The organism is Paraburkholderia sp., assembly GCF_026225065.1.
Taxonomy (GTDB): domain Bacteria; phylum Pseudomonadota; class Gammaproteobacteria; order Burkholderiales; family Burkholderiaceae; genus Paraburkholderia.
On the sequence record NZ_JAMFSB010000052.1, the window covers coordinates 1 to 21,824 of the forward strand.

The following is a 21,824-nucleotide window of genomic DNA, read 5'->3' on the forward strand; positions in this document are numbered from 1 at the left end:
ATCTGACGCGCATAGCTCGGGTCAGTCAGGATTTCCTGGTAACCGGTGATCGCGGTGTTGAAAACGACTTCGCCAATCGTATGGCCGGGAGCGCCGATCGAGTAGCCACGAAAGACCGTGCCGTCGGCGAGCGCGAGCAGAGCGGGAGAAAAAGACGGCAACACGGGAGACTCCTTGGGGGAGCACCCTGTGCCGACCTGTCTATCCGAGCCGTGCGAGCCGCAGCGAGATGCATCCGTGGATGCGCGCGCAGGCTCGCTCGCGTGTCACAGCAGACGTCGCAAGGGCGCGATGGATCCATTGTGTGGACTGATCGGCTGGGTGCGGTGCGTCAGCCGCGCGCGGCGGATGAACGGTATGGGAGAGGTAGGCGCTAGGGTGCGGGTTGATAAGCTCAAACCTTGGAATTATAGCCCGAAAGTGCCCCTCCCTCCAAATCTGAGATGGGACCGGAACGGGGTGCGGAGCCCCGAATCGCGCACCGGCGCCTTTACCCATAAGGCTTTCAGCGCATCACGACGGATGTTCGGCCTGCAGATGTATCGGCTTCGCCAACGCACGACTCGGCAATACGTACCAGATCCCACTGGCGACCTGTAGCGCGACCAGGATGCTCCAGGCGGTCAGGTGGGCGACGGCCGGATAGTGGCCAGCGTCGGCGGGCCAGAGCGACAGCACCGCGCCGACGCCGATCTGGAAACCGAAAATCAGCAGAAAAAGAATCAGCGTAAGCGTCGTGTTGCCGCGGCCGATCAACTGCGACGGAAGATGACGCGCCAACACCGCATAGCTGAGGATGCCCGTCCCACCGAAGACGCCGTACGCCGCCCACAACAGCCCTGCGGGCAGCGGCGCGTGGAACATGATGAGCAACTGGGTGACCACGAAGAGCGCCATGCCGATTCCGCAGAAGGCATAGAGCGAGACGCCGCGCTTTTCCAGACTGCGCGCTGCGGCACCGAAACCGACGCAGCCGGCCATCATCGCGACACCGAGAATCGAGACAAGCGCCGCGGCGTCGCGCGGGGCAAAGCCCATCACATCGCGCATCCATGCGCCGACCCACAGCGACTGCATCGCATAAAACACGCCTTGGGTCACGACAGAAAACGACGCGATCTTCCAGAACGCCGCGCTTTTGAGGATGTGCCACGTGCCTTTGAACTGCGCCCCGAGGCTCGTCCCGTGGCGCTCTTCGCGCTTCTCCGGCGCGAGCGTCCATAACGCTAGCGCCACCAGGATGGTCAGCACGCCCAGGCCGCCGCAGACTGCTCGCCAGCTCGCGAACGTCAGCACCCAGGTCAATGGCGAACCCACGACCACGCCACCCAGACCGCCCACCGCCATCACCAGGCCGTTCACGAACGGCAGCCGCGCGGGCTCGAAATACTGCGCCAGCGCCTTGAACGCCGCGCCGAGGCAAACCGACACGCCGACGCCGATCAAAAGGCGCCCGAGCATCATCGCGCCGATACCATGCGCCGTTCCGAACACCCAGATCCCCGCCGCCGCAAACAGCAGCGTGCCGGCGGTGACTCGGCGCGTGCCGTAGTGGTCAAGCAGCACGCCCGCCGGAATCTGCGCACCAGCGAAGCCAAGGAAGTAGAGACTCGTCAGCAGTCCGAGATCGGCGGCGGATAGACCCAGATCATGCGTGATGAGTGGCGCGAAGCCGAGATTGACGCCGCGAAACACGTAGGAGACGAAGTAGCCGGCGGAGAACAGCAGGAACACGCGAAGCTGGGTGGACGACATGGGTAAAAGGCAGTTTCTGGTCAGGCGAAAGCACAAACGATAAAGGAAAACGCAAGGGGCTGCCGGGAAGACCCCGCAGAGACCCTGAAATGAAAACGCCGTCACCACAGGTGACGGCGCTGGAAAACGAGAAGTGGATCGGAGCGCAATTCATGCGCTGCCCCCGCAACGCATGTGGCCACTTCCGTGGAAGCCGCTTTGGTCTAGTTGCCCTTCTTCGTCTTGGCTGCGGTCTTCGGGCGGCCTGCTGCCGTAGCCTTTGACGCCTTGCTGGACGTGACCGGCTCGGCCACTTTCAGCATCTTGCCCTTGGGAGCGGCGCTCGACGCTGACGATTTGCTGGCCTTGCCCGCCGGTTCCGACACCCTGACGACAGCGGTGCGGCCACGACCTGATTTCTTATCGTAGCGCGAATCGCTCTTCGTGTCTGTGAGCTGGGTCCCGATGCGCTCGACGCCGCCACCCTGCATGCTCGTGGCAATCCGTTCAGGACCGGGTTCGCTGGGCATCGCCTTGCCAACCGGCACGTGCAGCACGATCAGCTGACCCGGGTTGACCTGGTCGCGATGCGTGCGGTTCCAAGCCTTCAACTGACCGATCGAGACGTCGTAGCGCACTGCCAGTGCCGCCATGGTCTGCTTGCGACGCACGCGAATCAGCATCTTGCGCGTGTCGGGAACGTCCGGTTCCATCGCGAGAACGGCGCTTTCGGCAACATCCGCGCTGATGTCTTCGTCGGCATCGTCGTCGGTGCGCGGAATGACGATCGTCGAACCCGGCTTCAGACGCATGCCGACGGGGATCTTGTTGACCTCCATCAGCGTGTCCGGATCAACGCCGATCTTTTGTGCAAGCGCGGCCGGCGCCGAGCGCTCGGTCACCGTGTAGGTGGTCCAGGACGACAGGTTGCCCGTGTAGGCCTTCAGATTGTGCTCGAAGGCGCTGGCGTTATCGAACGGCAGCAAGATCTGCGGCTGGGTCGCGCCGAGAATGACCGGCTTCTTGAACGACGGATTTAGCGAACGGAATTCGTCCGGCGTCATGTTGGCGAGCTTGGCCGCTATGTCGACGTCGATATCGTGCGCGGTGGTGACCGTCACGAAATACGGGTGATTCGGGATGGTCGGCAGCGCCAGGCCATAGGCCTGCGGGTTCATCACGATGTTCTTGACGGCCTGCAGCTTCGGGACGTAGTTGCGCGTCTCGTTCGGCATGCGCAGGTCGGCATAGTCAGTCGGCAGGCCCGCCGCTTCATTACGCGCGATCGCGCGTTGCACGTTGCCCTCGCCCCAGTTGTACGCCGCCAGCGCAAGCTGCCAGTCGCCGAACATGTCGTGCAGGCGCGAGAGATAGTCGAGCGCCGCACTGGTGGAAGCGAGCACGTCACGGCGCTCGTCCTGCCACATGTTCTGCTTGAGGTTGTAGGTACGGCCCGTATCCGGCACGAACTGCCACATGCCGGCCGCCTTCGCGACCGACAGCGCCTGCGGGTTATAGGCGGACTCGATGAACGGCAGCAACGCGAGCTCAGTCGGCATATGCCGCTCCTCGAGCTCTTCGACGATGTGATACAGATATTTTTGCGACCGTTCGGTCATGCGCGCCACGTAATCCGGGCGCTGCGCGTACCAGTTGACCTGCATGTCGACGAGGTCGCTTTGCAGGTCAGGCATCTGGAAACCACGGCGAATCCGCGCCCATAGATCGGCGTCCGGACTCGTCAACTGGTCTACCGAGCCTTGATCGACATTAATCGTTTCTTTGGCGGAGGCGGTGTTGCGGAGGGCGTCGGCTACGGCTTGCTGGGTGGCAGGATTAGGCGCGGTGGTATTGCTGCTCGTCGTTGGTCCCTGGCTCGCGCAGGCGGCGAGCATGAGGACCAGCAACGTACTAAAGATAAATCTCATGAACGTCTCGGCTTCCATAGGACTGGAATTTGCAGCCGATAGTACGAAAGCGAAACGTTTACGTCAATCAGAAATGTACGAAAAACCTAGGCAAATCTTAGGCTTGGCATATTTTTCCGAAATTCAAGGTGAACATGACCCCATGATCCGACGGGTCAGCGGAATCTATTCTTCCATTCACGCAGCAATGTGAACGCAGTTAAACGATCCGGCACCGTTTCGTGCAACTGTTCGGCGAGGGTCGCGTGGATCGCGGAACTGTCGGCCCGCAGGAACGGGTTGGTTGCCCGCTCCTGAGCGATGGTCGTGGGCAAGGTGGGAACGCCGCGCTCGCGCAGCGCGGTCGCCTTGTCGCGCCACGCCTGCAGTTCCACATTGCCCGGCTCGCAGGCGAGCGCGAAGCGGATGTTCGACAGCGTGTATTCATGCGCGCAGTGGACCTGAGTCGCGCCAGGCAGGGCCGCGAGCTCGTCCAGCGACGTCAGCATTTGCTCCGGCGTGCCCTCGAACAGCCGGCCGCAGCCGCACGCGAACAACGTGTCGCCGCAAAACACGTGGGGGGTGCCGCCCGGGTCGGACGCCTGGAAATAGGCAATGTGGCCGCGCGTATGGCCGGGCACGTCGAGCACGCCCAGTTCGAGCGCCGGCTCGGCAATGCTCACGCGATCGCCACTCTTCAGACGGTAAGTGAGGTGCTCGATCGCCTCGCCGGCTGGACCGTACACGGGCACGGCCTGGCCATTCAGCAGATCGGCCACCCCGCCGACGTGGTCTTGATGATGGTGCGTGAGTAAAATAGCGCTCAACCGCCAGCCCCGTTTCGCCAGATAGGCACGAACTGGGGCGGCCTCACCCGGATCGACGGCCACCGCATGGTGACCATCCGACACGAGCCAGATGTAATTGTCTTCAAACGCCGGGACCGGTACGTACTCGAGCACATTCATAGGCGACGCAATCTTCAATATGTCTGACCGAACGATTATAGACTGGCCCGCCTGGACCGACTCGCCACCCGGACGTTACGTGCTGGAATGGGAACAGGCGCAGCTCGACCGCGTGGTGTCGGACGTGTTCGGCTACCACGCGCTGCAACTGGGCCTGCCGCAGCTCGACGCACTGCGCGAGAACCGCATGCCGTGCCGGGGCCTCGTGCTGGACGCCGCCAGCGGCGCGAGCGCACCGTACGAATTCCCGCGCGCGGCGGGCGCCGCTGCGCCCGAAAAACACGCGCCGCTCGGCCGCAGTGCGGTCTGGTGCGATCTGCTCGACCTGCCGTTCGAGGCACAGAGCGTCGACCTGATCGTCATGCCCCATACGCTCGAATTCACGCGCGATCCGCACCGGCTGCTGCGCGAGGCCGAGCGCGTGCTGATGCCCGAAGGTCAGTTGATCATTCTCGGCTTCAATTCGCTGTCGCTGTGGGGGGCACGGCAATCGGTCGGCAAGATGACGGGGCGGCCGTTCGTGCCGGCCGCGCATGACCTGATTGCGTTCACCCGTTTGAAGGACTGGATTAAACTGCTCGGCTTCGACCTTGAACGCGGACGCTTCGGCTGCTATCGTCCGCCCCTCGTCAGCGATCAGTGGCTCGCGCGTTATGGCTTCATGGAAGCCGCCGGCGACCGCTGGTGGCCGATCTTCGGCGCCACCTACATGGTGAAGGCGATCAAGCGCGTGCGCGGCATGCGTCTCATCGGCCCGGTAAAGGTGAAAAAGCCTGTGCTTGCAGCGGGCCTCGCCCCCGCCGCCTCCCCGAACACACGCAATCAGAGAAAATGACTTCCGAACTCATCGATATTTATACGGACGGTGCCTGCAAGGGCAACCCCGGCCCCGGCGGCTGGGGGGCGTTGCTGCGCTACGGCGCGCAGGAAAAAGAAATGTTCGGCGGCGAAGCGAACACCACGAACAATCGCATGGAGCTGATGGCGGTAATCGCCGCGCTCGAAACGTTGAAGCGGCCTTGCAAGGTGGTCGTGCACACCGACTCGCAGTATGTGCAGAAAGGCATCAGCGAATGGATCCACGGCTGGAAGAAGAAGAACTGGATGACTGCGGCGAGGACACCAGTGAAGAATGCCGATCTTTGGAAGCGGCTCGATACGGCCGTTCAGCAGCATGAGATCGAGTGGCGCTGGGTGAAGGGTCACGCGGGGCATCCGGAGAACGAACGCGCCGATGCGCTCGCGAACCGTGGGGTCGCTACGCTGGCGGAGATTTGAGGCGCGGGTTTTTTGCTGGTATTTCCTTTCGCGCTGGCGTCTCAGTTTTTCTTCGCGCTTCTGCCGTAATGTGCTTCCGCGGTTACGTTCGCGGTTACATTGTTTCTCAGCCAATTTTTAGAGCGGGCTAATCCGACATGCGTCAACTCATCCTCGATACCGAAACCACCGGCCTGAATGCGCGCACCGGCGACCGCATTATCGAAATCGGCTGCGTCGAGCTGGTCAACCGCCGGCTCACGGGCAGCAACCTGCACTTCTACGTCAATCCGGAACGCGACAGCGACCCGGGCGCATTGGCGGTCCACGGCCTGACCACCGAATTTCTGCGCGACAAGCCGAAGTTCGCGGAGATCGCCAATGACTTGCGCGATTTCGTTCAAGGCGCGGATCTGATCATCCATAACGCACCGTTCGACATCGGCTTTCTCGATGCTGAATTTGCACTCCTTGGGCTGCCGCCGTTCAGCTCGCATTGCGGCGAGGTGATCGATACGCTGGTGCGCGCCAAAGCGATGTTCCCTGGCAAGCGCAATTCGCTGGACGCGCTGTGCGATCGCTTCGGCATCAGCAATGCACACCGCACGCTGCACGGCGCATTGCTCGACTCGGAACTGCTTGCTGAGGTTTATCTGACGATGACACGCGGGCAAGAGAGCCTCGTGATCGACATGCTGGGCGAAGCATCAACCAGCGGCGGAGAGCGTGCGCCGCGTGTGGCGCTGAGTTCGCTCGAGCTGCCGGTGATCGTTGCCAGCGAAGAGGAGATTGCCGCGCATCAGGCGGTGCTCGATGGCCTCGACAAGGCGGTCAAGGGGGCGAGCGTTTGGCGTATCCAGCCTGTGCCGACAGCGGATGAGCAGACCGCTTAAAAAGTGCTTTACGAGCCGAAAGACCTCTGACATAATTTCGATCTCTTCGGGTGGTTAGCTCAGCGGTAGAGCACTGCCTTCACACGGCAGGGGTCACAGGTTCAATCCCTGTACCACCCACCAGTTTCAGCCGAAGCTTCTGGAAACAACGCATTCAGCGTTGGTTTGGCGAGCGGTTCCGGCCAACGCCAAGCTTCTGCTAACGCAATACGAAAAAAGCCCTGCAATCGCGGGGCTTTTTTTCGCCCATATTCTCCAGCAGCGCCGCGCACCCGATCGGGTCGCCCCCTTGCAGTCGTTCGCATCACCACGACCGCAGCGTCGGTTCTCAAGGTCGTACGGCCATTCACTCGCATAGCGTCGTCTATCGCCTTTCTGCCACTGGAAGTTAACGAGTCACGGCGGATAGTGCATATAGCTTGTCCGTCATCTATCAGACAATTCACAGTAGCATTCGACTGAAAACCGCCCGCTGCGCCGCGAGGGGGTTTGGAGGCCAGCGGTCCACATCGCCCGGGGCGGCTCGCAGATGTTGTGGATGCGGCGAGACTTTGCTTGGCCGATTCGGTGCGGGATCTTGCAGAGTATCTTGCGCAATCGTAGCGGCGACGGGAAATCCGGCCGAGTATCGTCGGCGTAGTGAAGGGGAACGTGAGATCCCGACACTATCGATCAACGGGCAGCGACGCCTTCGGGGTAAGGTGGACCTATGGATGACAACAATCAAACAGACCAACGGGATCCAGTCAGGGTATTCGAAGGCGTGGTGCCTCGCAGCCTGCTCGAATACATGAATAGCTCCATTGATACTGCAAGACATGAATGGCGCCCGACCGACGGTCGGCGCGCCGCAACGATGGCAAGGAATTTCGCCGAGTTGCTGCGGGCGTCCGACAGCTTCAATGCGGTGGAGAGTCGGGCATGCTCCGCCGCTCGTCGTTGGGCGGCCGTTGCGCTCGGCAAGGAACTTGCCGGCGAGCCGCTTTATGTACTCCGTTGCGTGGACTCTGGCATGCCTTCACAGAGCTACCTGCGGCATTACGATTCCCACATCCTGACGATACTGATTATTTTGCAGCTTGCTGACGGATACGATCGATGCGGTGATCTCATTGTCTACAAGCGCGAGCGTGGGTCGATTTCGTCGATTGCCAACGTGCGCACCAAGACCTGGCTCATGATCGAGCATGTACTCCCGCTCCCCGTCCGCCGCGCGCTGGTCGATCGTGACCGGTCCAGGGGGCGATGCGGCCGAATAGTGTGCTCACCCGGCAACGTCTACGTGTTCAACGGCTTTGTTACGCTGCACAGCAATGTCGACGTCGAGTCGGGAGAGCGGCGCTCCTTGATTATTCACTACTACGACCCTGGCTTAACCGCTGGACTCCAACGAATAACCCAGACTTTCCGTGGATTCCGCGACCGTCTCGCAGATTTATTCTGAGTCTTCCCCCCGTCTACGCGTCATCTACATCACAAAATACGGATAGGTTCTTGCAGACGCACGAAGCCAACACGTCCGCACACGCCGTCCGCCCCCTCTTCCATTCGTCGTATCAAATCAACCACATCCACGCCGCCCGCTCTTGCAACCGCAATAAAGCCGCTATATATTCGAGCTTCGGACATCAGTTCCGTTCACCGTTGTTCTTCACTTCACTCAACTCTAAAGGGAGGCATCACATGTTGTTCAGCGTGCAGATTGCCACCCTTTACGTGGCCTCGCGACCTTAACTAGTCGCCTACGCAGGTCCGCCGTCTCGGCAAACCTGCGCATTTTCCAGACGGTCCAACATTAGCTTGCCAGTTCAGTCTGGTCCGCTTCGGCTGTCTATTCCTATTGCTCCTGACTGGAATCCCGGGGTCTCTGCGTCCCCAGGCCGTGAACAATGACTACAAAAAAACTCGACTTACGCGGACAGGTCTTTAAGGACGTCCTCGGCTTCACCGTTCGACACTGGCGCGAACAACCCTGGCGAATCTTCGCCGTCACCAGCCTCGTGCTGCTCTCGGCATTGGCCGACGTGCTCACGCCGTTGTTCGCGGGGCATCTCGTCGACGCGATCGCATCAGGCTCGGCCGGCAACCCGGCCGCCTGGCATGCGGCCGTGACCGCATTCGCCATTCTGGCCGGACTCGGTCTCGGCGCCACCCTGCTGCGCCAGGGCGTCTTCATGAACATCATCGTGCTGACGCTGAAGATGATGAGCAAGATCGCCGCCAATGCCTTTCACCGGGTGCAGCGTTTCTCGACCGACTGGCATGCCAACAGCTTCGCTGGTTCGACGGTGCGCAAGATCACGCGCGGCATGTGGGCGCTCGACATCCTGAACGACACGCTTCTGGTGGCGCTGTTCCCGTCGCTCGTCATGCTGGTGGGTTCCACCGTGCTGCTCGGCATGCGCTGGCCGTTGATGGGTGCGGTCGTCGGGCTCGGCTCGATCCTGTACATCACCGTAACGGCAACGCTGTCGCTCGGCTTCGTCGCACCCGCGGCGCGCCTCGCCAACGCGTGGGACACCCGAATGGGCGGCGCGCTCGCCGATGCAGTGAGCTGCAACGCGGTCGTCAAGGCGTTCGGCGCGGAAGCGCGCGAAGAGGTATTGCTCGGCCGCATCATTGATAAATGGCGCCATCGCACCAAACGCACCTGGGTGCGCGGCACGCTCAACGGCGGCGTCCAGGGCGGCATGCTGGTGGTGATCCAGGCGTCGATCCTCGGGGCTGCGCTGTACCTGTGGGCACACGGCGAGGCCAGCGTCGGCGACATCACGTTCGCCCTGACGATGTTCTTCATGTTGCAAGGCTATCTGCGTGAAGTAGGCATGCACATCCGCAACCTGCAGCGCTCGGTCAACGACATGGAGGAACTGGTCGCGCTCGAAAATCAGCATCTCGGTATCGAGGACAAGCCCGGCGCCCGGTCGATCAAGATCGAAAAGGGCGAGATCCGTTTTGAGCACGTCACGTTCCACTATGGCTCGCTCGCCACGCCGCTGTACGACAACTTCTCGGTGCGCATTGCGCCGGGCGAACGCGTCGGACTGGTGGGGCATTCGGGCTCGGGCAAGACGACGTTCATCAAGCTGATCCAGCGGCTTTACGATGTGACGGGCGGCCGTATCACGATCGACGGACAGGACATCTCTCTGGTCAGTCAGTCGTCGTTGCGCAGCCAGATCGCCATCGTTCAGCAGGAGCCGGTGCTGTTTCACCGCACGCTGGCGGAGAACATCGCCTATGCGCGTCCCGGCGCAACGCGCGCCGAGATCGAGCGGGCCGCGAAGCTCGCCAGCGCCCACGACTTCATTGTGACGTTGCCCAACGGCTACGACACGCTGGTGGGCGAGCGCGGCGTCAAGCTCTCGGGCGGCGAACGTCAACGCGTGGCAATTGCGCGGGCGTTCCTGGCAGACGCACCGATCCTGATTCTGGACGAGGCCACGTCGAGCCTCGACAGTGAAAGCGAGTTGCTGATCCAGCAGGCCATGGAGCGACTGATGGTAGGACGCACGACGCTCGTCGTCGCACACCGGTTGTCGACCGTTCGGGCGCTCGACCGGCTGCTGGTGCTCGATAAGGGCAAGGTCATCGAGGAAGGCAGCCACGAAGCGCTGATCCAACTCGAGAAAGGCTTGTACCGCAGGTTGTTTGAACGTCAGGCGCTGGAGTTGATCAAGGGCCTGTCCGAGTCAGACGTGAGGGCGGCAGTGCGTGGCATCAGCATCAGCGGCAGTGCCAAAGCCGGCGCCAGCGCCAGCGCCAGGCAGATCGACGACTCGGAAATGCTGGTGGACGAATAATCCACAGGCAGCGCGGGAGGGATGCGCAGCATCCCTCCCGCTCTCCACAAAAAAATTTCACCGTACCACTTGACAGTCTATCTACCAGTAGATAAAGTTCGATCCATGGAAACGACAACGACAGTCCGCGAACAGATCCTCAACCACGCAATCACGTTGATGATGATGCGCGGCTACAACGGATTTAGTTACCGGGATCTGTCGAGTCTGGTTGGCGTAAAGACCTCGAGCATTCACTACTACTTTCCGTCAAAGGACGACCTGGTACTGGAAGCGGTGAACGAGTACAGCAAAGAGGTCTTCGACGCCATGCACACTGTTGACGCTTCCTTGCCGGCTGATGCAAAGCTCAGCAAGTACGCAAAGATGTTTGGCAGAACCCTCGGTGACGGCAATCAGATCTGCCTGTGCGGCATGCTGGCTGCGGATATTGAGTCATTGCCCGAGAACATTCGCCACGCAATACAGGCGTTTTTCAAGGCGAACGAAAACTGGCTAGCCAAAGTTCTTGCGCAAGGTGTGCAGGAAAAGACGCTAGCAGTGAACGGCAAACCGGAGAACGCGGCACGCACGCTCTTCGCCGCTTTCCAGGGCAGTGTGCTGGCGAGCAGGTTGTTTCACACCAAGGCTCGGCTCGAAGATGTCGAAGCCTCGGTGAGAATCCCGCGGTAACGCAGTCGAATACGAGGTGGTACGCCACCTTTTTAGTTGGCCCGGTTATCTATCTTTGAGTAGATAGATAACCGATAGATGTGAAATGTAAGCACGCACTTTTGTAGACTTAAATCTATCTAGTAGTAGATAGCAAACTTTAGCAATTCAACCTCTTGAAAGGAGTTTCACCATGTCCCTCGACAAAGTTCTCTACCGCGCCCAAGCCCACGCTACCGGTGGCCGTGACGGCCGTGCCGTTGTGCCCGCAGGCAATCTCGACTTCAAGCTGACCACGCCGAAAGAACTGGGCGGAGCCGGCGGCGAAGGCGCCAACCCTGAACAACTGTTTGCCGCTGGCTACAGCGCGTGTTTCCTCGGCGCGATGAAGTTCGTCGCTGCACGCGACAAGATCGCCATCCCGGCGGATGTGTCGATCGACGGCAGCGTCGGTATCGGTGTAATTCCGAACGGCTTCGGCATCGAAGTGGAACTGAAGATCTCACTGCCCGGCATGGCACGCGAAGCGGCGCAAACGCTGGTCGATCGTGCGCACATCGTCTGCCCGTACTCGAATGCAACGCGCGGCAACATCGACGTGACGCTGACTATCGCCTAAGCCCCACTTCAACTACACCAACCGGAGCCATCATGAAGACCGTCAAACCCATGCTGCTCGCCGTCGCTCTTGCTGTCAGCACGACGTTTGCCGTTGCCGCAACCCCGGCAGCACCCGCCGCGCCCGACCAGGTAACGAGCCAGTTCCTCCATGCCCTCAACAGCGGCACGGGACCAGCAATCAATACGTTGACCCCGGCCGAGGCGCGTCAGGTGCTGATCGGTGCGCAGAACAGCGTCAAGGTCGATCTGTCGGGCATCGAAGTGTCGAACAGGACTATCGAGCAGGACGGCATCACCGTACCGATCACCATCGTACGGCCGCAGGGCGCAACGGGCACCTTGCCGGTCTTCATGTTCTTCCACGGGGGCGGCTGGATTCTCGGCGATTTTCAGACCCATGAGCGTCTGGTGCGCGACCTCGTCGTGCAGTCCGGCGCGGTGGCGGTGTTCGTCAACTACACGCCATCTCCGGAAGCGCGTTACCCGGTTGCGATTAACCAGGCGTACGCGGCGACCAAGTGGGTCGCGGCACACGGCAATGACATCGGCGTGGACGGCAGCCACCTTGCGGTGGTGGGCAATAGCGTCGGCGGCAACATGGCAGCGGTGGTCTCGCTAATGGCGAAGGATAAACAAGGCCCCGCGATCCGCTTTCAAGGTCTGATGTGGCCGGTCACGGACAATGACTTCAACGACGGCTCGTACAACGCTTATCCGGAAGGGCACTTCCTGACCCGTCCGATGATGAAGTGATTCTGGGACGCATACACCAAGGATCCGAAGCAGCGTAACGAGATATACGCGTCGCCGTTGCGTGCTTCGCTGAATGAGTTGGAGGGTCTGCCGCCGGCACTGATTCAAGTCGCCCAGTCCGACGTGTTGCGTGATGAAGGCGAGGCCTACGGCCGCAAACTCGACGCAGCGGGCGACGACGCGACGACGGTGCGCTACAACGGGACCATTCACGACTTCGGCTTGCTCAACGCGCTCGCCGAGGACGCACCCACGAAGGCCGCCATCAAACAACTCGCCAACGAATTGCAATCTCGGCTGAAGTAAGTCACGCAGTAGTCACACGGCAAACAGCAGCGAATCCGGCAGCGGCGCAGTCATCAAACAGCACTGCGCCGCGTCAGGCCTGGCGCAGTGAAGTATCGAGCGCGCGGGCAGCAACACGGTCGCCTTCAGTGGCAAGCGCCGCACGAAACACCGTTTGACGGTTGTGCCCTGCTGCCGCGGGAGAATCCCACAGCAATTCAACTTTGGGTCGACGGTGCATCCAGCCCACCTGGGCTGTCGCGCGTGGCATCGACGCAGCGGCCGCAGGCGAGGCGGATGGGCTCTGAGTCTCCGCAGTCGCGGTAACAGCAGCAACTCCAGCGCCCGCATCCGCAGGAACTGGCGTCGACACCGGTGCAGGTGCTGCACCAGCAGCCTGCCCGTCCGGCCAGCGCACCGACAACTCGCGGGCGTCGTACTGCCCGAGCTTGCGGCTTTCCACCCAGACAACCACCGTGCGCGTCGTGGCATCAGTGGAGATCGCGTAGCGCCCTATCGCAAAGCGGCGCGCTGCAACGTTGGTGCGCCACAGCGCACGCGGACGGCAGATCCACATGACCGCCGCGTACAAGGCCGGCGCCGCCACCAGCCAGCCGTTGGTCTCCGCTATCGTGTTCAGCGCACGGCGGCCGCCCGCGCTCCAGACGAAAGCCCCCACCGAAAAGACCGCGAACAGAAATCCAAGGAAAGCGAACACTCGCAACGCCTGACGCAGCCATTGCGGCAGCGGATGAAACGGGCGCTCGACCCGGGCGCGCGCGCCCGGCAGAAAGATCAGCAGGAACAGAAAGACAAGATTGACGCAGGCCCAAGGCGACGAAGCCATTGCGGCCAACGACGACACGAAGTCCATCGTCGACATCGAAAACAGCCATCGAGCCAGAATCACGAGACCGATGGCACGCAACGCGAAAATCGTTCCGGCGCCTGGCGCCGCGTTCGCACGCGTCTCTTTCGTTCTCGCCAAGGCATCCTCCGGTCGTTGACGACGCCGCAGCCCAATTTGCGGCACGGCCATTATAGGGATATTACCGAGGCGGCTCACGGTTGCTTCCCCCAAAAAACCACTTTCAGCCGATTCCTGGTCCGATGCGCGGCGCGCATGCAACAACGCCCCGCGTACTTGATGCACGAGGGGCGTTGTCGGCGTCCAGCAGGCCGCCCACAGGCGGCGCGGAACGGTATCGCTTACGAGAGTGTCAGCTTGCGTTGACTTCGCGCAGCACGGTGCGGCGCTTCTGGCGCAGCAGTTCTTCGTACGAAGCGACGTAGTTCTGCGCCATCACCTTCGACGAGAAGCGCGATTCAAACGCCTTGCGGACCGTTTCGCGCGGCAGCGTGTTCAGACGCTTGACGGCGGCGACGGCGCTGACTTCGTCTTCGACCACAAAACCCGAGACGCCGTTTTCAATCACTTCCGGCACCGAACCGCGGTTGAACGCGATTACCGGCGTACCGCAAGCCATGGCTTCGATCATCACCAGACCGAAGGGCTCCGGCCAGTCGATCGGGAACAGCAGCGCGTGGGCGTTGCCGAGGAATTCGGTCTTCTCTGCTTCGCTGATTTCGCCGATGTATTCGACGTGCGGCAGCGACATCAGCGGCTTGATCACTTCTTCGTAGTACGCGCGGTCTGCCTTGTCGAGCTTGGCGGCAACCTTGATCGGCAGGCCAGCTTGTTCGGCGATGCGAATGGCCGTGTCGAGACGCTTTTCCGGCGAGATACGGCCGAGGAACGCGAGATAGCTCGGCTTGACGTTGGGGATCGGCTTGAGCAGGTTTTCCGGCAGGCCGTGATACACGGTCGACAGCCAGTTGGCCTGTTGCAGCGGCATACGCTGGTTGTCCGAGATCGACACCACCGGCACGTCGCTGAATGTGTTGAAGATCGGTTGCAGTTCGGGCAGATCGAGACGGCCGTGCAGCGTGGTCAGGAACGGCACGGGCTGACGCGCGAACAGCGAGAACGGGTAGTAGTCGATGTGGAAATGCAGCACATCGAATTCGTCTGCGCGACGGCGCACTTCTTCCAGCAGCAGCATGTGCGGAGCCATCACGTCGCGAATCGTCGGGTCGAGGCGCAGCGCCTGCGGCCAGAACGCTTCGAGTTTCGCCGAGGTCTGCGAATCGCCGCTCGCGAAGAGCGTCACATCGTGTCCCTGTTCGACCAGAGCTTCAGTCAGGTAGGACACTACCCGTTCCGTTCCACCATACAGCTTGGGGGGAACCGCCTCGTGCAACGGAGCGATTTGAGCGATTCGCATAGAGAGAACTCCTCGTAAAAAATCAGGCAAAAGTACTGCAGTTTGTTAAAAGCGACTCGCTTTGCTCGCCTTGCCAGTCGCACCGAAACTACTTGGCGCGGGCCTGTTTCTTCGAGAAATCCTGCGATGGATCGCTTGGTAAGGATGCCCAGACTGATCATCGTCACCAGGCTGCACATGTGCCTTAAAACGCACATCGGTCAGACTCGTTGACAACTTGTCAGATAATTTCGTGGGATCATCGAGGCTGCATTATGGGTGCCGGTACCCCGGCGCAGCCCCAAACATTTCAAACACTTTACGTTGTTACAAAGCCGAAACACTTTGCAAACCCTTGTTTTCTAAGACAGTTCTAGAGTAAGGGCTGGCTTGGACGCGTGACCTGCAAACGGCTTTTTGCAAATTCTTCCGTCCATGTTTCCATGCGTGCCGCTCTTCGATGCGCCGCCGCGTGTCCGCTCGCACTGAATGGCTTTTGTAATTATATCTCGAAATTATTCCGCAACCTGAATGAACGACCGCCGCCTCGTGGGGTCGAGGAACAGAGTGTTGCGGATGCTCATCGCGGAAATGAGTCGCGTCCCGTTGCCGTTCGAACACGGCGGAATGCCTTTTGCGTGTTTACAATGCGAGCATCTGCCTTTTGTGGCGATGCGTCCCGTGGCCCATGCCGTTGCATGACATAACCTGAAACACACCGACCACACCGATCAATTGGAACATCTCACCATCGCCCAGCGCAACGCCCACAACGCCAAGCTCGCGAGCTATGCGCACAAGCCGCTTGCGTTTCTTTTTCGCTATATCCGCCGCCACCCGCTCGCCCATGCGATCGTCCTGTGCAGCGTGTTCGCGGCCGTGGGTTGTGCGCTCGCCTCTCAATACGCGATCAAGCATCTGATCGACGTGCTCGGCGGCGGCCGGCATCATCCCGGCCCGCTGTGGACCGCATTCGCCATCCTTGTCGGCCTGATCGCCGCCGACAACCTGCTTTGGCGGGTCGGTGGCTGGGTCGCCGCGCACACTTTCGTTGCCGTCACTGGTGACCTGCGGCGCGACCTGTTCCAGTATCTGAGCGGCCATTCGCCAACCTACTACTCGGAAAAGCAGCCCGGCATGCTGGCGAGCCGGATCACGGCCACCTCCAACGCGGTCTACACGGCTGAAAACACCACCGCCTGGAACGTACTGCCGCCGTGCATCGCCGTGCTCGGCGCCATCGTCATGATCACCGCCGTCAACCCGCTGATGGCGGGCGGTCTGATGCTCTGTTCGGCGATCCTCTCGGTCGTGCTCTACAAGCTGGCTGGACGCGGTTCGGCGCGGCACCACCACTTCGCCACCAGGGCGGCTTCGGTCGATGGCGAGCTGGTCGACGTGATCAGCAACATGGGCCTTGTGCGCGCGTTCGGGATGACGATTCGCGAGCAGGCGCGCTTCGGCGCAACCGTCAAAGCCGAGATGGACGCGCGCCAGCAGAGCCTGCTTTATCTGGAGAAGCTGCGTCTCCTGCACGCGGTCATCACAGCGATGCTGTCGGCCGGTTTGCTTGGCTGGGCACTGTGGTTGTGGGATCACGGTCGAGCTACTTCCGGCGACATCGTGCTGGTCAGCTCACTCGGCTTCACCATCCTGCACGGCACGCGTGACCTCGCCGTCGCCCTTGTCGACGTGACGCAGCACGTCGCGCGTCTGGCCGAAGCGGTGCGCACGCTGCTCGAGCCGCACGGCATGCCGGACCGCTCGGACGCCGTCGAACTGGTGCCTCAGGGCGGACGCATCGACTTCGAAACCGTGACGTTTGCGTACCCGCGTCGCCGGCCGATTCTCGATCACTTCCAGTTGCATATCCCGGCGGGCCAGCGGGTTGGGCTGATCGGCAAATCGGGCGCCGGCAAGTCGACCGTGCTTTCGCTGCTACAGCGCTTCTACGAAACGCAAGGCGGGCAGATCAAGATCGACGGACAGGACATCGGATCGATTACGCAGGACAGCCTGCGCCACGCCATTGCCGTCGTGCCGCAGGACATCGCACTGTTCCACCGCACGGTCTACGAGAACATCGCCTACGGCCGCCCAGAGGCGAGCCGCGATGAGGTGCTCGCTGCGGCCCGGGAGGCGCGCTGTTCGGACTTCATCGAAGCCATGCCGGAAGGTTACGACACGATCGTGGGCGACCGCGGTGTCAAGCTCTCGGGTGGCCAGCGGCAGCGCATTGCGATCGCGCGCGCCATCCTGAAGAACGCGCCGATCCTGCTGTTGGACGAGGCCACCTCGGCGCTCGACAGCGCGTCCGAAGAAGCGATCCAGAAAGCGCTCGACCGGTTGATGGTGGGCCGTACCGTAGTCGCCATCGCTCACCGCCTGTCGACGCTGAACAGTTTCGACCGCATCATCGTGATGAGCGCGGGCAAGGTCATGGATGACGGGACGCCTGAAGAGTTGCGCAACCGTCCGGGACTGTACCGCGATCTGCTGGCGAAGCAATATGGCAAAGGCGCCACGTTGCACGCCGGCGGCAAGAAGGTCGACGAGCAGCACGTGGTTTGAACCTTGGCCTGGCGGCGGGCGGTGCGAAGCCGCCAGCCTCCATGACGGTCGCGCTGAATGCGAAAGCCGCTTCAAACACCGAAGCGGCTTTTTTGTGCCCGGGAATTGGGGGCTGTGCCAGTTATCCGCGCTGCGCACTCACCCTCACCCCGCCAGCGACTCACGGCGGACCGCAGGCGCCGTCTCCCCGGTCTCCGCCACGGTACCCGCTGCCTGCAAATCGCGCATGAAATTGTCGCGCCATACCGACACGTTGTTCTCGCGCAAGCGCACCATCATGTCGCGATAGCGCGCCTGGCGCTCGGCGAGTGGCATCGACAAGGCAGTCGCGAGCGCCTCCGCCATACCATCGATATCCACCGGATTGACGATCAGCGCGCCGTCCAACTCCTGCGCCGCGCCGGCGAAACGCGACAGCACCAGGACGCCTGGATCTTCCGGATCCTGCGCCGACACATACTCCTTGGCGACAAGGTTCATGCCGTCGCGCAACGGCGTCACAAAACCGACGTGTGCTGTGCGAAACAGCGCCGCCAGCACCGACCGCTCATACTGACGGTGAATGTAGAGAATCGGCGCCCAGTCGAGTTCGGCAAACCGGCCATTGATACGCCCCGATTCGCCTTCCAGTTGCAAGCGGATGTCCTGGTAGGCGTTCAGGTCGGCCCGGGTGGGCGGCGCAATCTGCAGGAACGAAACCTTGTTGCGCTGTGCCGGGGAATGTTCGAGCAGCCGCTCAAAGGCCCGGAACCGTTCCACTAGCCCTTTCGAATAATCGAGGCGGTCGACGCTCATGATGAGCTTGCGCGAGTGCAGCGTAGCCTTCATCGTGCGCACCGGCTTGCCGCGCTCGCCTGCTTTCGCGAGTTCGGCGATCTCATCCGGATAGACGCCGATCGGATACGCCGATGCCCTCAAGGTCCGGCCAAAGGCCTGCACGACACTCGGCCCTTGCGCGGACGCTTCGACACTGCCGTTCGCCTCGTTGACGATGTAGTCGCAAAACGCGCGCAGGTCAGGCGCGGTCTGGAAGCCGAGCAGGTCGAAGGAACACAGCGCTTCGACAAGTTCGCGATGCGGCGGCACCGCCAGCAACACTTGCGAAGCCGGAAACGGGATATGCAGAAAGAAGCCAATGCGATTCTTGACGCCCGCCGCGCGCAAGGCCTGGGCGAACGGGATCAGGTGATAGTCGTGAACCCAGATCACGTCGTCAGCACGTAACAGCGGCACGAGTTGCTGCGCAAGCCACGTGTTGACCCGGCAATAACCGCCGAAGTCATGCCGGTCGTATTGCAGCAGATCCGCGCGGTAGTGGAACGCCGGCCACAAGGTGGCATTCGAAAAACCGCGGTAGTACTGGTCGTAGTCGCGCCGCACCAGCGCAATGGTGGCGAAGGTCACCGGGCCGCGCTCTTCCACGCTGATCTGCGGTTGGCCGGAGCTGAGCACCTCGCCGCTCCACCCGAACCACATGCCGCCGGTTTCCTTCAGTGCGTCGTAGACGCCGACTGCCAGACCGCCTGCCGCCGGGCCGCCTTCCGAGATCGGCGCGACCCGGTTCGATACGATAATCAGTCGACTCATGAAGCGCGGTTTCCGTGCAGAAGAACGAGCGGAGTACAGCCAGACGCAACGCGTATCATGCGCCGCGCGCCGCGGAGACGATGGCGTCGAGCCACCCGAGCAAGTCGCTCACCGACTCGAGCCGCGAGCGCGCAATCGTGTCGCCGGGGCCGACCTTGATCGACACGCCGCCGAGTTCGTTGACGACCGCAAAACCCTTCTCGTCGGTCAGATCGTCGCCCGCGAAAACCGCTCGGCGGCCGGTGAACGGCGGCTCGTCGAGAAACGCCCGCACTGAGCGGCCCTTGTCGACGTCCTTCGGTTTGATCTCGTAGACCATCTTGCCGGGCTGCAATACATAGGAGCCTGGATAGTCGGCCACCAGCCGCTCGGTGGCAGCACGCGCCACCGCCTCACGATCCGGCGCGTTGCGATAGTGCAGCGCGAGCGCGGCTCCCTTGATTTCGAGGAGCATGCCAGAGTTTGCGTTGACGACCTCCGCCAGCACCTGCTCCATGCGCAAGAGGCGTTCGTCATGAAAGCCGATGCGCTGGGTGTCGCCGTTCGAATCGCGCCGCTCCGCGCCGTGCAGACCCGCGATTGGCAAATCGGGCATGCCGAGCAATCCGTCGATACTCTCGATGCCACGCCCCGACACCACCGCCACGGCGCCATTGGTGAGGCGGCGCAGCTCGGTCAGCAGCGTGACGACCTCAGGTTGCACCAGCACACCGTCGGGTGTGGGGGCCAGTTCGACGAGCGTGCCGTCGAAATCGAAGAAAAATGCCGTCTCGCTGGGAGACAGAACAGCCGGAGGTGCTTGCATCGGTTTATCTTGCCTTTCAGCCGCCTGGAGCTGCAAAAGTGTGCGCATCTTACCGCGCATCCCGCTATTTTTCGGGAAAGTAAGGCTGAGTGCAACGCCGGCAGGGGCATCCGCCCTCTCGGCACGCAAAAAGCCGCTTAAAAACCGCGCGTCCCGGGCGGATTCCGGTCCAGCAGAACGCTCATCGCTATGCGTCAAATTGCCTCTCAATGCCGGCCTTGCGGGCCGGCATATGACGCAGCCCAACGATTTGCGATACAGTCCCAGCCACTCTGACCGGTCTGCGCGCGAGCCGCAACACCGGGAAACACCAACCTCGACCCTCGCGACGTACCGCCTTAAATCGAGTCATAGATGCCTGCTTTGTTCCCTAGAATATCTCGGCAACAGGTGCAACCGGACAAGCCGTCGCTGCACGTGCTCCGTCGTCCGCGCGCGGTGCAGCGCCTTCGACGGCTAAGGTTCCTGAGCCCGGGCCTGCTGGCGCTAGGCATGGCCGTGACGATCGGGCTGCTCTCCGGCTGTACGCACAAGGAAGAGCCATGGCATCTGACGAACGTGACCGGCCATCTGCCCGATCTCGATTTCTCGCTCACCGACGATGACGGCAAGCCCGTCACAGGCGACGCCTTCAAGGGCGATACCTCGCTCGTCTACTTCGGCTACACGCACTGCCCGGACGTCTGCCCCGAGACCATGGCGCGACTGATGCAGGTACTCGCAGCCCTCGGCCCGGACGCACAACACGCGCGCATCCTGTTCATCACCGTCGACCCCGCGCGTGACACGCCCAAGGCACTCCACGATTACGTGGGCGCTTTCGATGCGCAGCACGTCGTGGGCCTGACCGGCAGCGACCGGCAGATCGAATCGATGGCGCGAAAGTATCGCGTTGCCTATCAGATGGAGAAACGCGATCCGACCGGCAACTACGAAGTCACCCATAGCTCGGCGGTCTATGTCTTCGATGCGCAAGGCCATGCGCGCCTGCTCGCCACCGATCGCGATGCCCCCGACGCGGTCGCCGCCGATCTGCGTCGTATCATTGACAACCATTCCTGATCATTCGCGGCTTCCGTCCGCTTTTTCTGCCTCTGCGTTTATGAACCTCAAAACCCGATCTCTCGCCGCGCTGGGCTGCACGCTCGCCCTCTCCTTCGGCTTCGCCGCCACCGCTGAAGCAGCCGCCCCACAGGCCATTTCGGCACAGCACGCGTGGGTGCGCTGGCTGCCAAGCGATCTGCCCGCCGCCGGCTACGTGACACTCGTCAACTCGAGCGACAAACCGGTCGATCTCACCGACATTTCGAGCGACGACTACGAGGGTGCGATGCTGCATCAAACGGTGTCGAACGGTTCGACGCAGAAGATGGTAATGGTCGACAAGCTGACGGTGCCTGCGCACGGCCAGGTCGCCATCGCACCGGGCGGATATCACATCATGCTGGAGCACGCGCAGCACAAGATCGCGCCCGGCGATACCGTGCATCTGAAACTGCAGTTCTCAGACGGGGAAACGCTCAACGCGCCGTTTGCCGTCAAGTCGCCTGCGCAGGCTAACTGACAACAGGCATTCGAGCAGAAGGGAAAAGCGCGGCGCGTAAAACCGCCGCGCGCGATAGCTCAGGCCGAGCGCATCCAGACGTGCGGGATGCCGTCTTCCTCGTGCACCTCCGAGACCGGCTTGAAACCGAATGCGCCGTAGAACGCTTGCAGGTGTGCCTG

At 61.8% G+C, this 21,824-nt stretch carries 19 protein-coding genes, 1 tRNA gene and 1 pseudogene; 12 read left to right on the forward strand and 9 right to left on the reverse strand.

Annotated elements, in window-relative coordinates:
* The 4 genes from M0954_RS04110 to gloB all read right to left on the reverse strand — a co-directional run.
* Positions 1 to 164, reverse strand: a 164-nt coding sequence (locus tag M0954_RS04110; RefSeq protein ID WP_297351795.1) for a carbamoyl-phosphate synthase domain-containing protein, incomplete at its 3' end; no start/stop codon positions are given.
* Between the two features lie 349 nt (positions 165 to 513).
* A complete protein-coding gene (locus tag M0954_RS04115; RefSeq protein ID WP_297351776.1) occupies positions 514 to 1,755 on the reverse strand; it encodes a nitrate/nitrite transporter in 1,242 nt (413 codons plus the stop codon).
* A gap of 203 nt (positions 1,756 to 1,958) precedes the next feature.
* Positions 1,959 to 3,662: a transglycosylase SLT domain-containing protein gene (locus tag M0954_RS04120; protein ID WP_297351778.1), complete on the reverse strand. Its 1,704-nt coding sequence runs from the start codon at positions 3,660 to 3,662 to the stop codon at positions 1,959 to 1,961.
* 155 nt (positions 3,663 to 3,817) lie between these two features.
* Positions 3,818 to 4,609 (reverse strand): hydroxyacylglutathione hydrolase, encoded by a 792-nt coding sequence (gloB, locus tag M0954_RS04125; RefSeq protein ID WP_297351780.1) that lies wholly within the window; start codon positions 4,607 to 4,609, stop codon positions 3,818 to 3,820.
* A 19-nt stretch (positions 4,610 to 4,628) separates the two neighbouring features.
* Between gloB and M0954_RS04130 the strand changes: the two genes are divergently transcribed.
* From M0954_RS04130 to M0954_RS04170, 9 genes and pseudogenes are all read left to right on the forward strand, one after another.
* Positions 4,629 to 5,444 (forward strand): class I SAM-dependent methyltransferase, encoded by an 816-nt coding sequence (locus M0954_RS04130; RefSeq protein WP_074263873.1) that lies wholly within the window; start codon positions 4,629 to 4,631, stop codon positions 5,442 to 5,444.
* A complete protein-coding gene (gene rnhA / locus M0954_RS04135) occupies positions 5,441 to 5,887 on the forward strand; it encodes a ribonuclease HI (protein ID WP_133892165.1) in 447 nt (148 codons plus the stop codon). Before M0954_RS04130 ends, rnhA begins: the two co-directional genes overlap by 4 nt.
* Before the next feature lie 137 nt (positions 5,888 to 6,024).
* Positions 6,025 to 6,759 (forward strand): DNA polymerase III subunit epsilon, encoded by a 735-nt coding sequence (gene dnaQ, locus M0954_RS04140; RefSeq protein ID WP_297351782.1) that lies wholly within the window; start codon positions 6,025 to 6,027, stop codon positions 6,757 to 6,759.
* A 48-nt stretch (positions 6,760 to 6,807) separates the two neighbouring features.
* Positions 6,808 to 6,882 (forward strand) — tRNA-Val (locus tag M0954_RS04145).
* A 586-nt stretch (positions 6,883 to 7,468) separates the two neighbouring features.
* The gene (locus M0954_RS04150; protein WP_297351784.1) at positions 7,469 to 8,203 is read left to right on the forward strand and encodes a hypothetical protein; all 735 of its coding nucleotides are present in this window, start codon (positions 7,469 to 7,471) and stop codon (positions 8,201 to 8,203) included.
* 445 nt (positions 8,204 to 8,648) lie between these two features.
* Positions 8,649 to 10,562, forward strand: coding sequence for an ABC transporter ATP-binding protein (locus tag M0954_RS04155; RefSeq protein ID WP_297351785.1), 1,914 nt, complete (start codon positions 8,649 to 8,651; stop codon positions 10,560 to 10,562).
* 105 nt (positions 10,563 to 10,667) lie between these two features.
* Positions 10,668 to 11,234 carry a TetR/AcrR family transcriptional regulator gene (locus M0954_RS04160; RefSeq protein ID WP_122152019.1) on the forward strand — a complete coding sequence of 189 codons (567 nt, stop codon included), beginning with the start codon at positions 10,668 to 10,670 and terminating at the stop codon, positions 11,232 to 11,234.
* A gap of 172 nt (positions 11,235 to 11,406) precedes the next feature.
* Positions 11,407 to 11,832, forward strand: coding sequence for an organic hydroperoxide resistance protein (locus M0954_RS04165; RefSeq protein ID WP_074263867.1), 426 nt, complete (start codon positions 11,407 to 11,409; stop codon positions 11,830 to 11,832).
* A 32-nt stretch (positions 11,833 to 11,864) separates the two neighbouring features.
* Positions 11,865 to 12,893 (forward strand): annotated as a pseudogene (locus tag M0954_RS04170) (alpha/beta hydrolase).
* Positions 12,894 to 12,966: 73 nt separating this feature from the next.
* Here M0954_RS04170 and M0954_RS04175 read toward each other — a convergent pair.
* Both M0954_RS04175 and M0954_RS04180 read right to left on the reverse strand, forming a co-directional pair.
* Positions 12,967 to 13,860, reverse strand: a complete 894-nt coding sequence (locus M0954_RS04175; protein WP_297351787.1) for a hypothetical protein — start codon at positions 13,858 to 13,860, stop codon at positions 12,967 to 12,969.
* A gap of 232 nt (positions 13,861 to 14,092) precedes the next feature.
* A complete protein-coding gene (locus tag M0954_RS04180; protein ID WP_297351789.1) occupies positions 14,093 to 15,157 on the reverse strand; it encodes a glycosyltransferase family 4 protein in 1,065 nt (354 codons plus the stop codon).
* Positions 15,158 to 15,871: 714 nt separating this feature from the next.
* Between M0954_RS04180 and M0954_RS04185 the strand changes: the two genes are divergently transcribed.
* Positions 15,872 to 17,707, forward strand: coding sequence for an ABC transporter ATP-binding protein (locus tag M0954_RS04185; RefSeq protein WP_122152023.1), 1,836 nt, complete (start codon positions 15,872 to 15,874; stop codon positions 17,705 to 17,707).
* A 144-nt stretch (positions 17,708 to 17,851) separates the two neighbouring features.
* Here the strand turns inward: M0954_RS04185 and otsA are convergent, their stop codons facing one another.
* Both otsA and otsB read right to left on the reverse strand, forming a co-directional pair.
* The gene (otsA, locus tag M0954_RS04190; RefSeq protein ID WP_122152024.1) at positions 17,852 to 19,294 is read right to left on the reverse strand and encodes an alpha,alpha-trehalose-phosphate synthase (UDP-forming); all 1,443 of its coding nucleotides are present in this window, start codon (positions 19,292 to 19,294) and stop codon (positions 17,852 to 17,854) included.
* A gap of 55 nt (positions 19,295 to 19,349) precedes the next feature.
* Entirely contained in the window at positions 19,350 to 20,099 is a 750-nt protein-coding gene (otsB, locus tag M0954_RS04195; protein ID WP_297351791.1) for a trehalose-phosphatase, read from the reverse strand.
* A 492-nt stretch (positions 20,100 to 20,591) separates the two neighbouring features.
* Here otsB and M0954_RS04200 point away from each other — a divergent pair, with 492 nt between their 5' ends.
* Entirely contained in the window at positions 20,592 to 21,161 is a 570-nt protein-coding gene (locus tag M0954_RS04200) for an SCO family protein (RefSeq protein WP_297351793.1), read from the forward strand.
* Between the two features lie 40 nt (positions 21,162 to 21,201).
* Positions 21,202 to 21,663, forward strand: a complete 462-nt coding sequence (locus M0954_RS04205; RefSeq protein WP_122152027.1) for a copper chaperone PCu(A)C — start codon at positions 21,202 to 21,204, stop codon at positions 21,661 to 21,663.
* Between the two features lie 59 nt (positions 21,664 to 21,722).
* Here M0954_RS04205 and M0954_RS04210 read toward each other — a convergent pair.
* On the reverse strand, positions 21,723 to 21,824 hold a 102-nt coding region (locus tag M0954_RS04210), incomplete at its 5' end, for a GNAT family N-acetyltransferase (RefSeq protein WP_297351797.1).

Bases quoted from the DNA above. Each gene is read 5' to 3' on its own strand.
- M0954_RS04115 (WP_297351776.1), bottom strand. From the start codon at position 1,755: ATGTCGTCCACCCAGCTTCGCGTGTTCCTGCTGTTCTCCGCCGGCTAC.
- M0954_RS04120 (WP_297351778.1), bottom strand. From the start codon at position 3,662: ATGAGATTTATCTTTAGTACGTTGCTGGTCCTCATGCTCGCCGCCTGC.
- gloB (WP_297351780.1), bottom strand. From the start codon at position 4,609: ATGAATGTGCTCGAGTACGTACCGGTCCCGGCGTTTGAAGACAATTAC.
- M0954_RS04130 (WP_074263873.1), top strand. From the start codon at position 4,629: ATGTCTGACCGAACGATTATAGACTGGCCCGCCTGGACCGACTCGCCA.
- rnhA (WP_133892165.1), top strand. From the start codon at position 5,441: ATGACTTCCGAACTCATCGATATTTATACGGACGGTGCCTGCAAGGGC.
- dnaQ (WP_297351782.1), top strand. From the start codon at position 6,025: ATGCGTCAACTCATCCTCGATACCGAAACCACCGGCCTGAATGCGCGC.
- M0954_RS04150 (WP_297351784.1), top strand. From the start codon at position 7,469: ATGGATGACAACAATCAAACAGACCAACGGGATCCAGTCAGGGTATTC.
- M0954_RS04155 (WP_297351785.1), top strand. From the start codon at position 8,649: ATGACTACAAAAAAACTCGACTTACGCGGACAGGTCTTTAAGGACGTC.
- M0954_RS04160 (WP_122152019.1), top strand. From the start codon at position 10,668: ATGGAAACGACAACGACAGTCCGCGAACAGATCCTCAACCACGCAATC.
- M0954_RS04165 (WP_074263867.1), top strand. From the start codon at position 11,407: ATGTCCCTCGACAAAGTTCTCTACCGCGCCCAAGCCCACGCTACCGGT.
- M0954_RS04180 (WP_297351789.1), bottom strand. From the start codon at position 15,157: ATGCGAATCGCTCAAATCGCTCCGTTGCACGAGGCGGTTCCCCCCAAG.
- otsA (WP_122152024.1), bottom strand. From the start codon at position 19,294: ATGAGTCGACTGATTATCGTATCGAACCGGGTCGCGCCGATCTCGGAA.
- otsB (WP_297351791.1), bottom strand. From the start codon at position 20,099: ATGCAAGCACCTCCGGCTGTTCTGTCTCCCAGCGAGACGGCATTTTTC.
- M0954_RS04200 (WP_297351793.1), top strand. From the start codon at position 20,592: ATGGCCGTGACGATCGGGCTGCTCTCCGGCTGTACGCACAAGGAAGAG.
- M0954_RS04205 (WP_122152027.1), top strand. From the start codon at position 21,202: ATGAACCTCAAAACCCGATCTCTCGCCGCGCTGGGCTGCACGCTCGCC.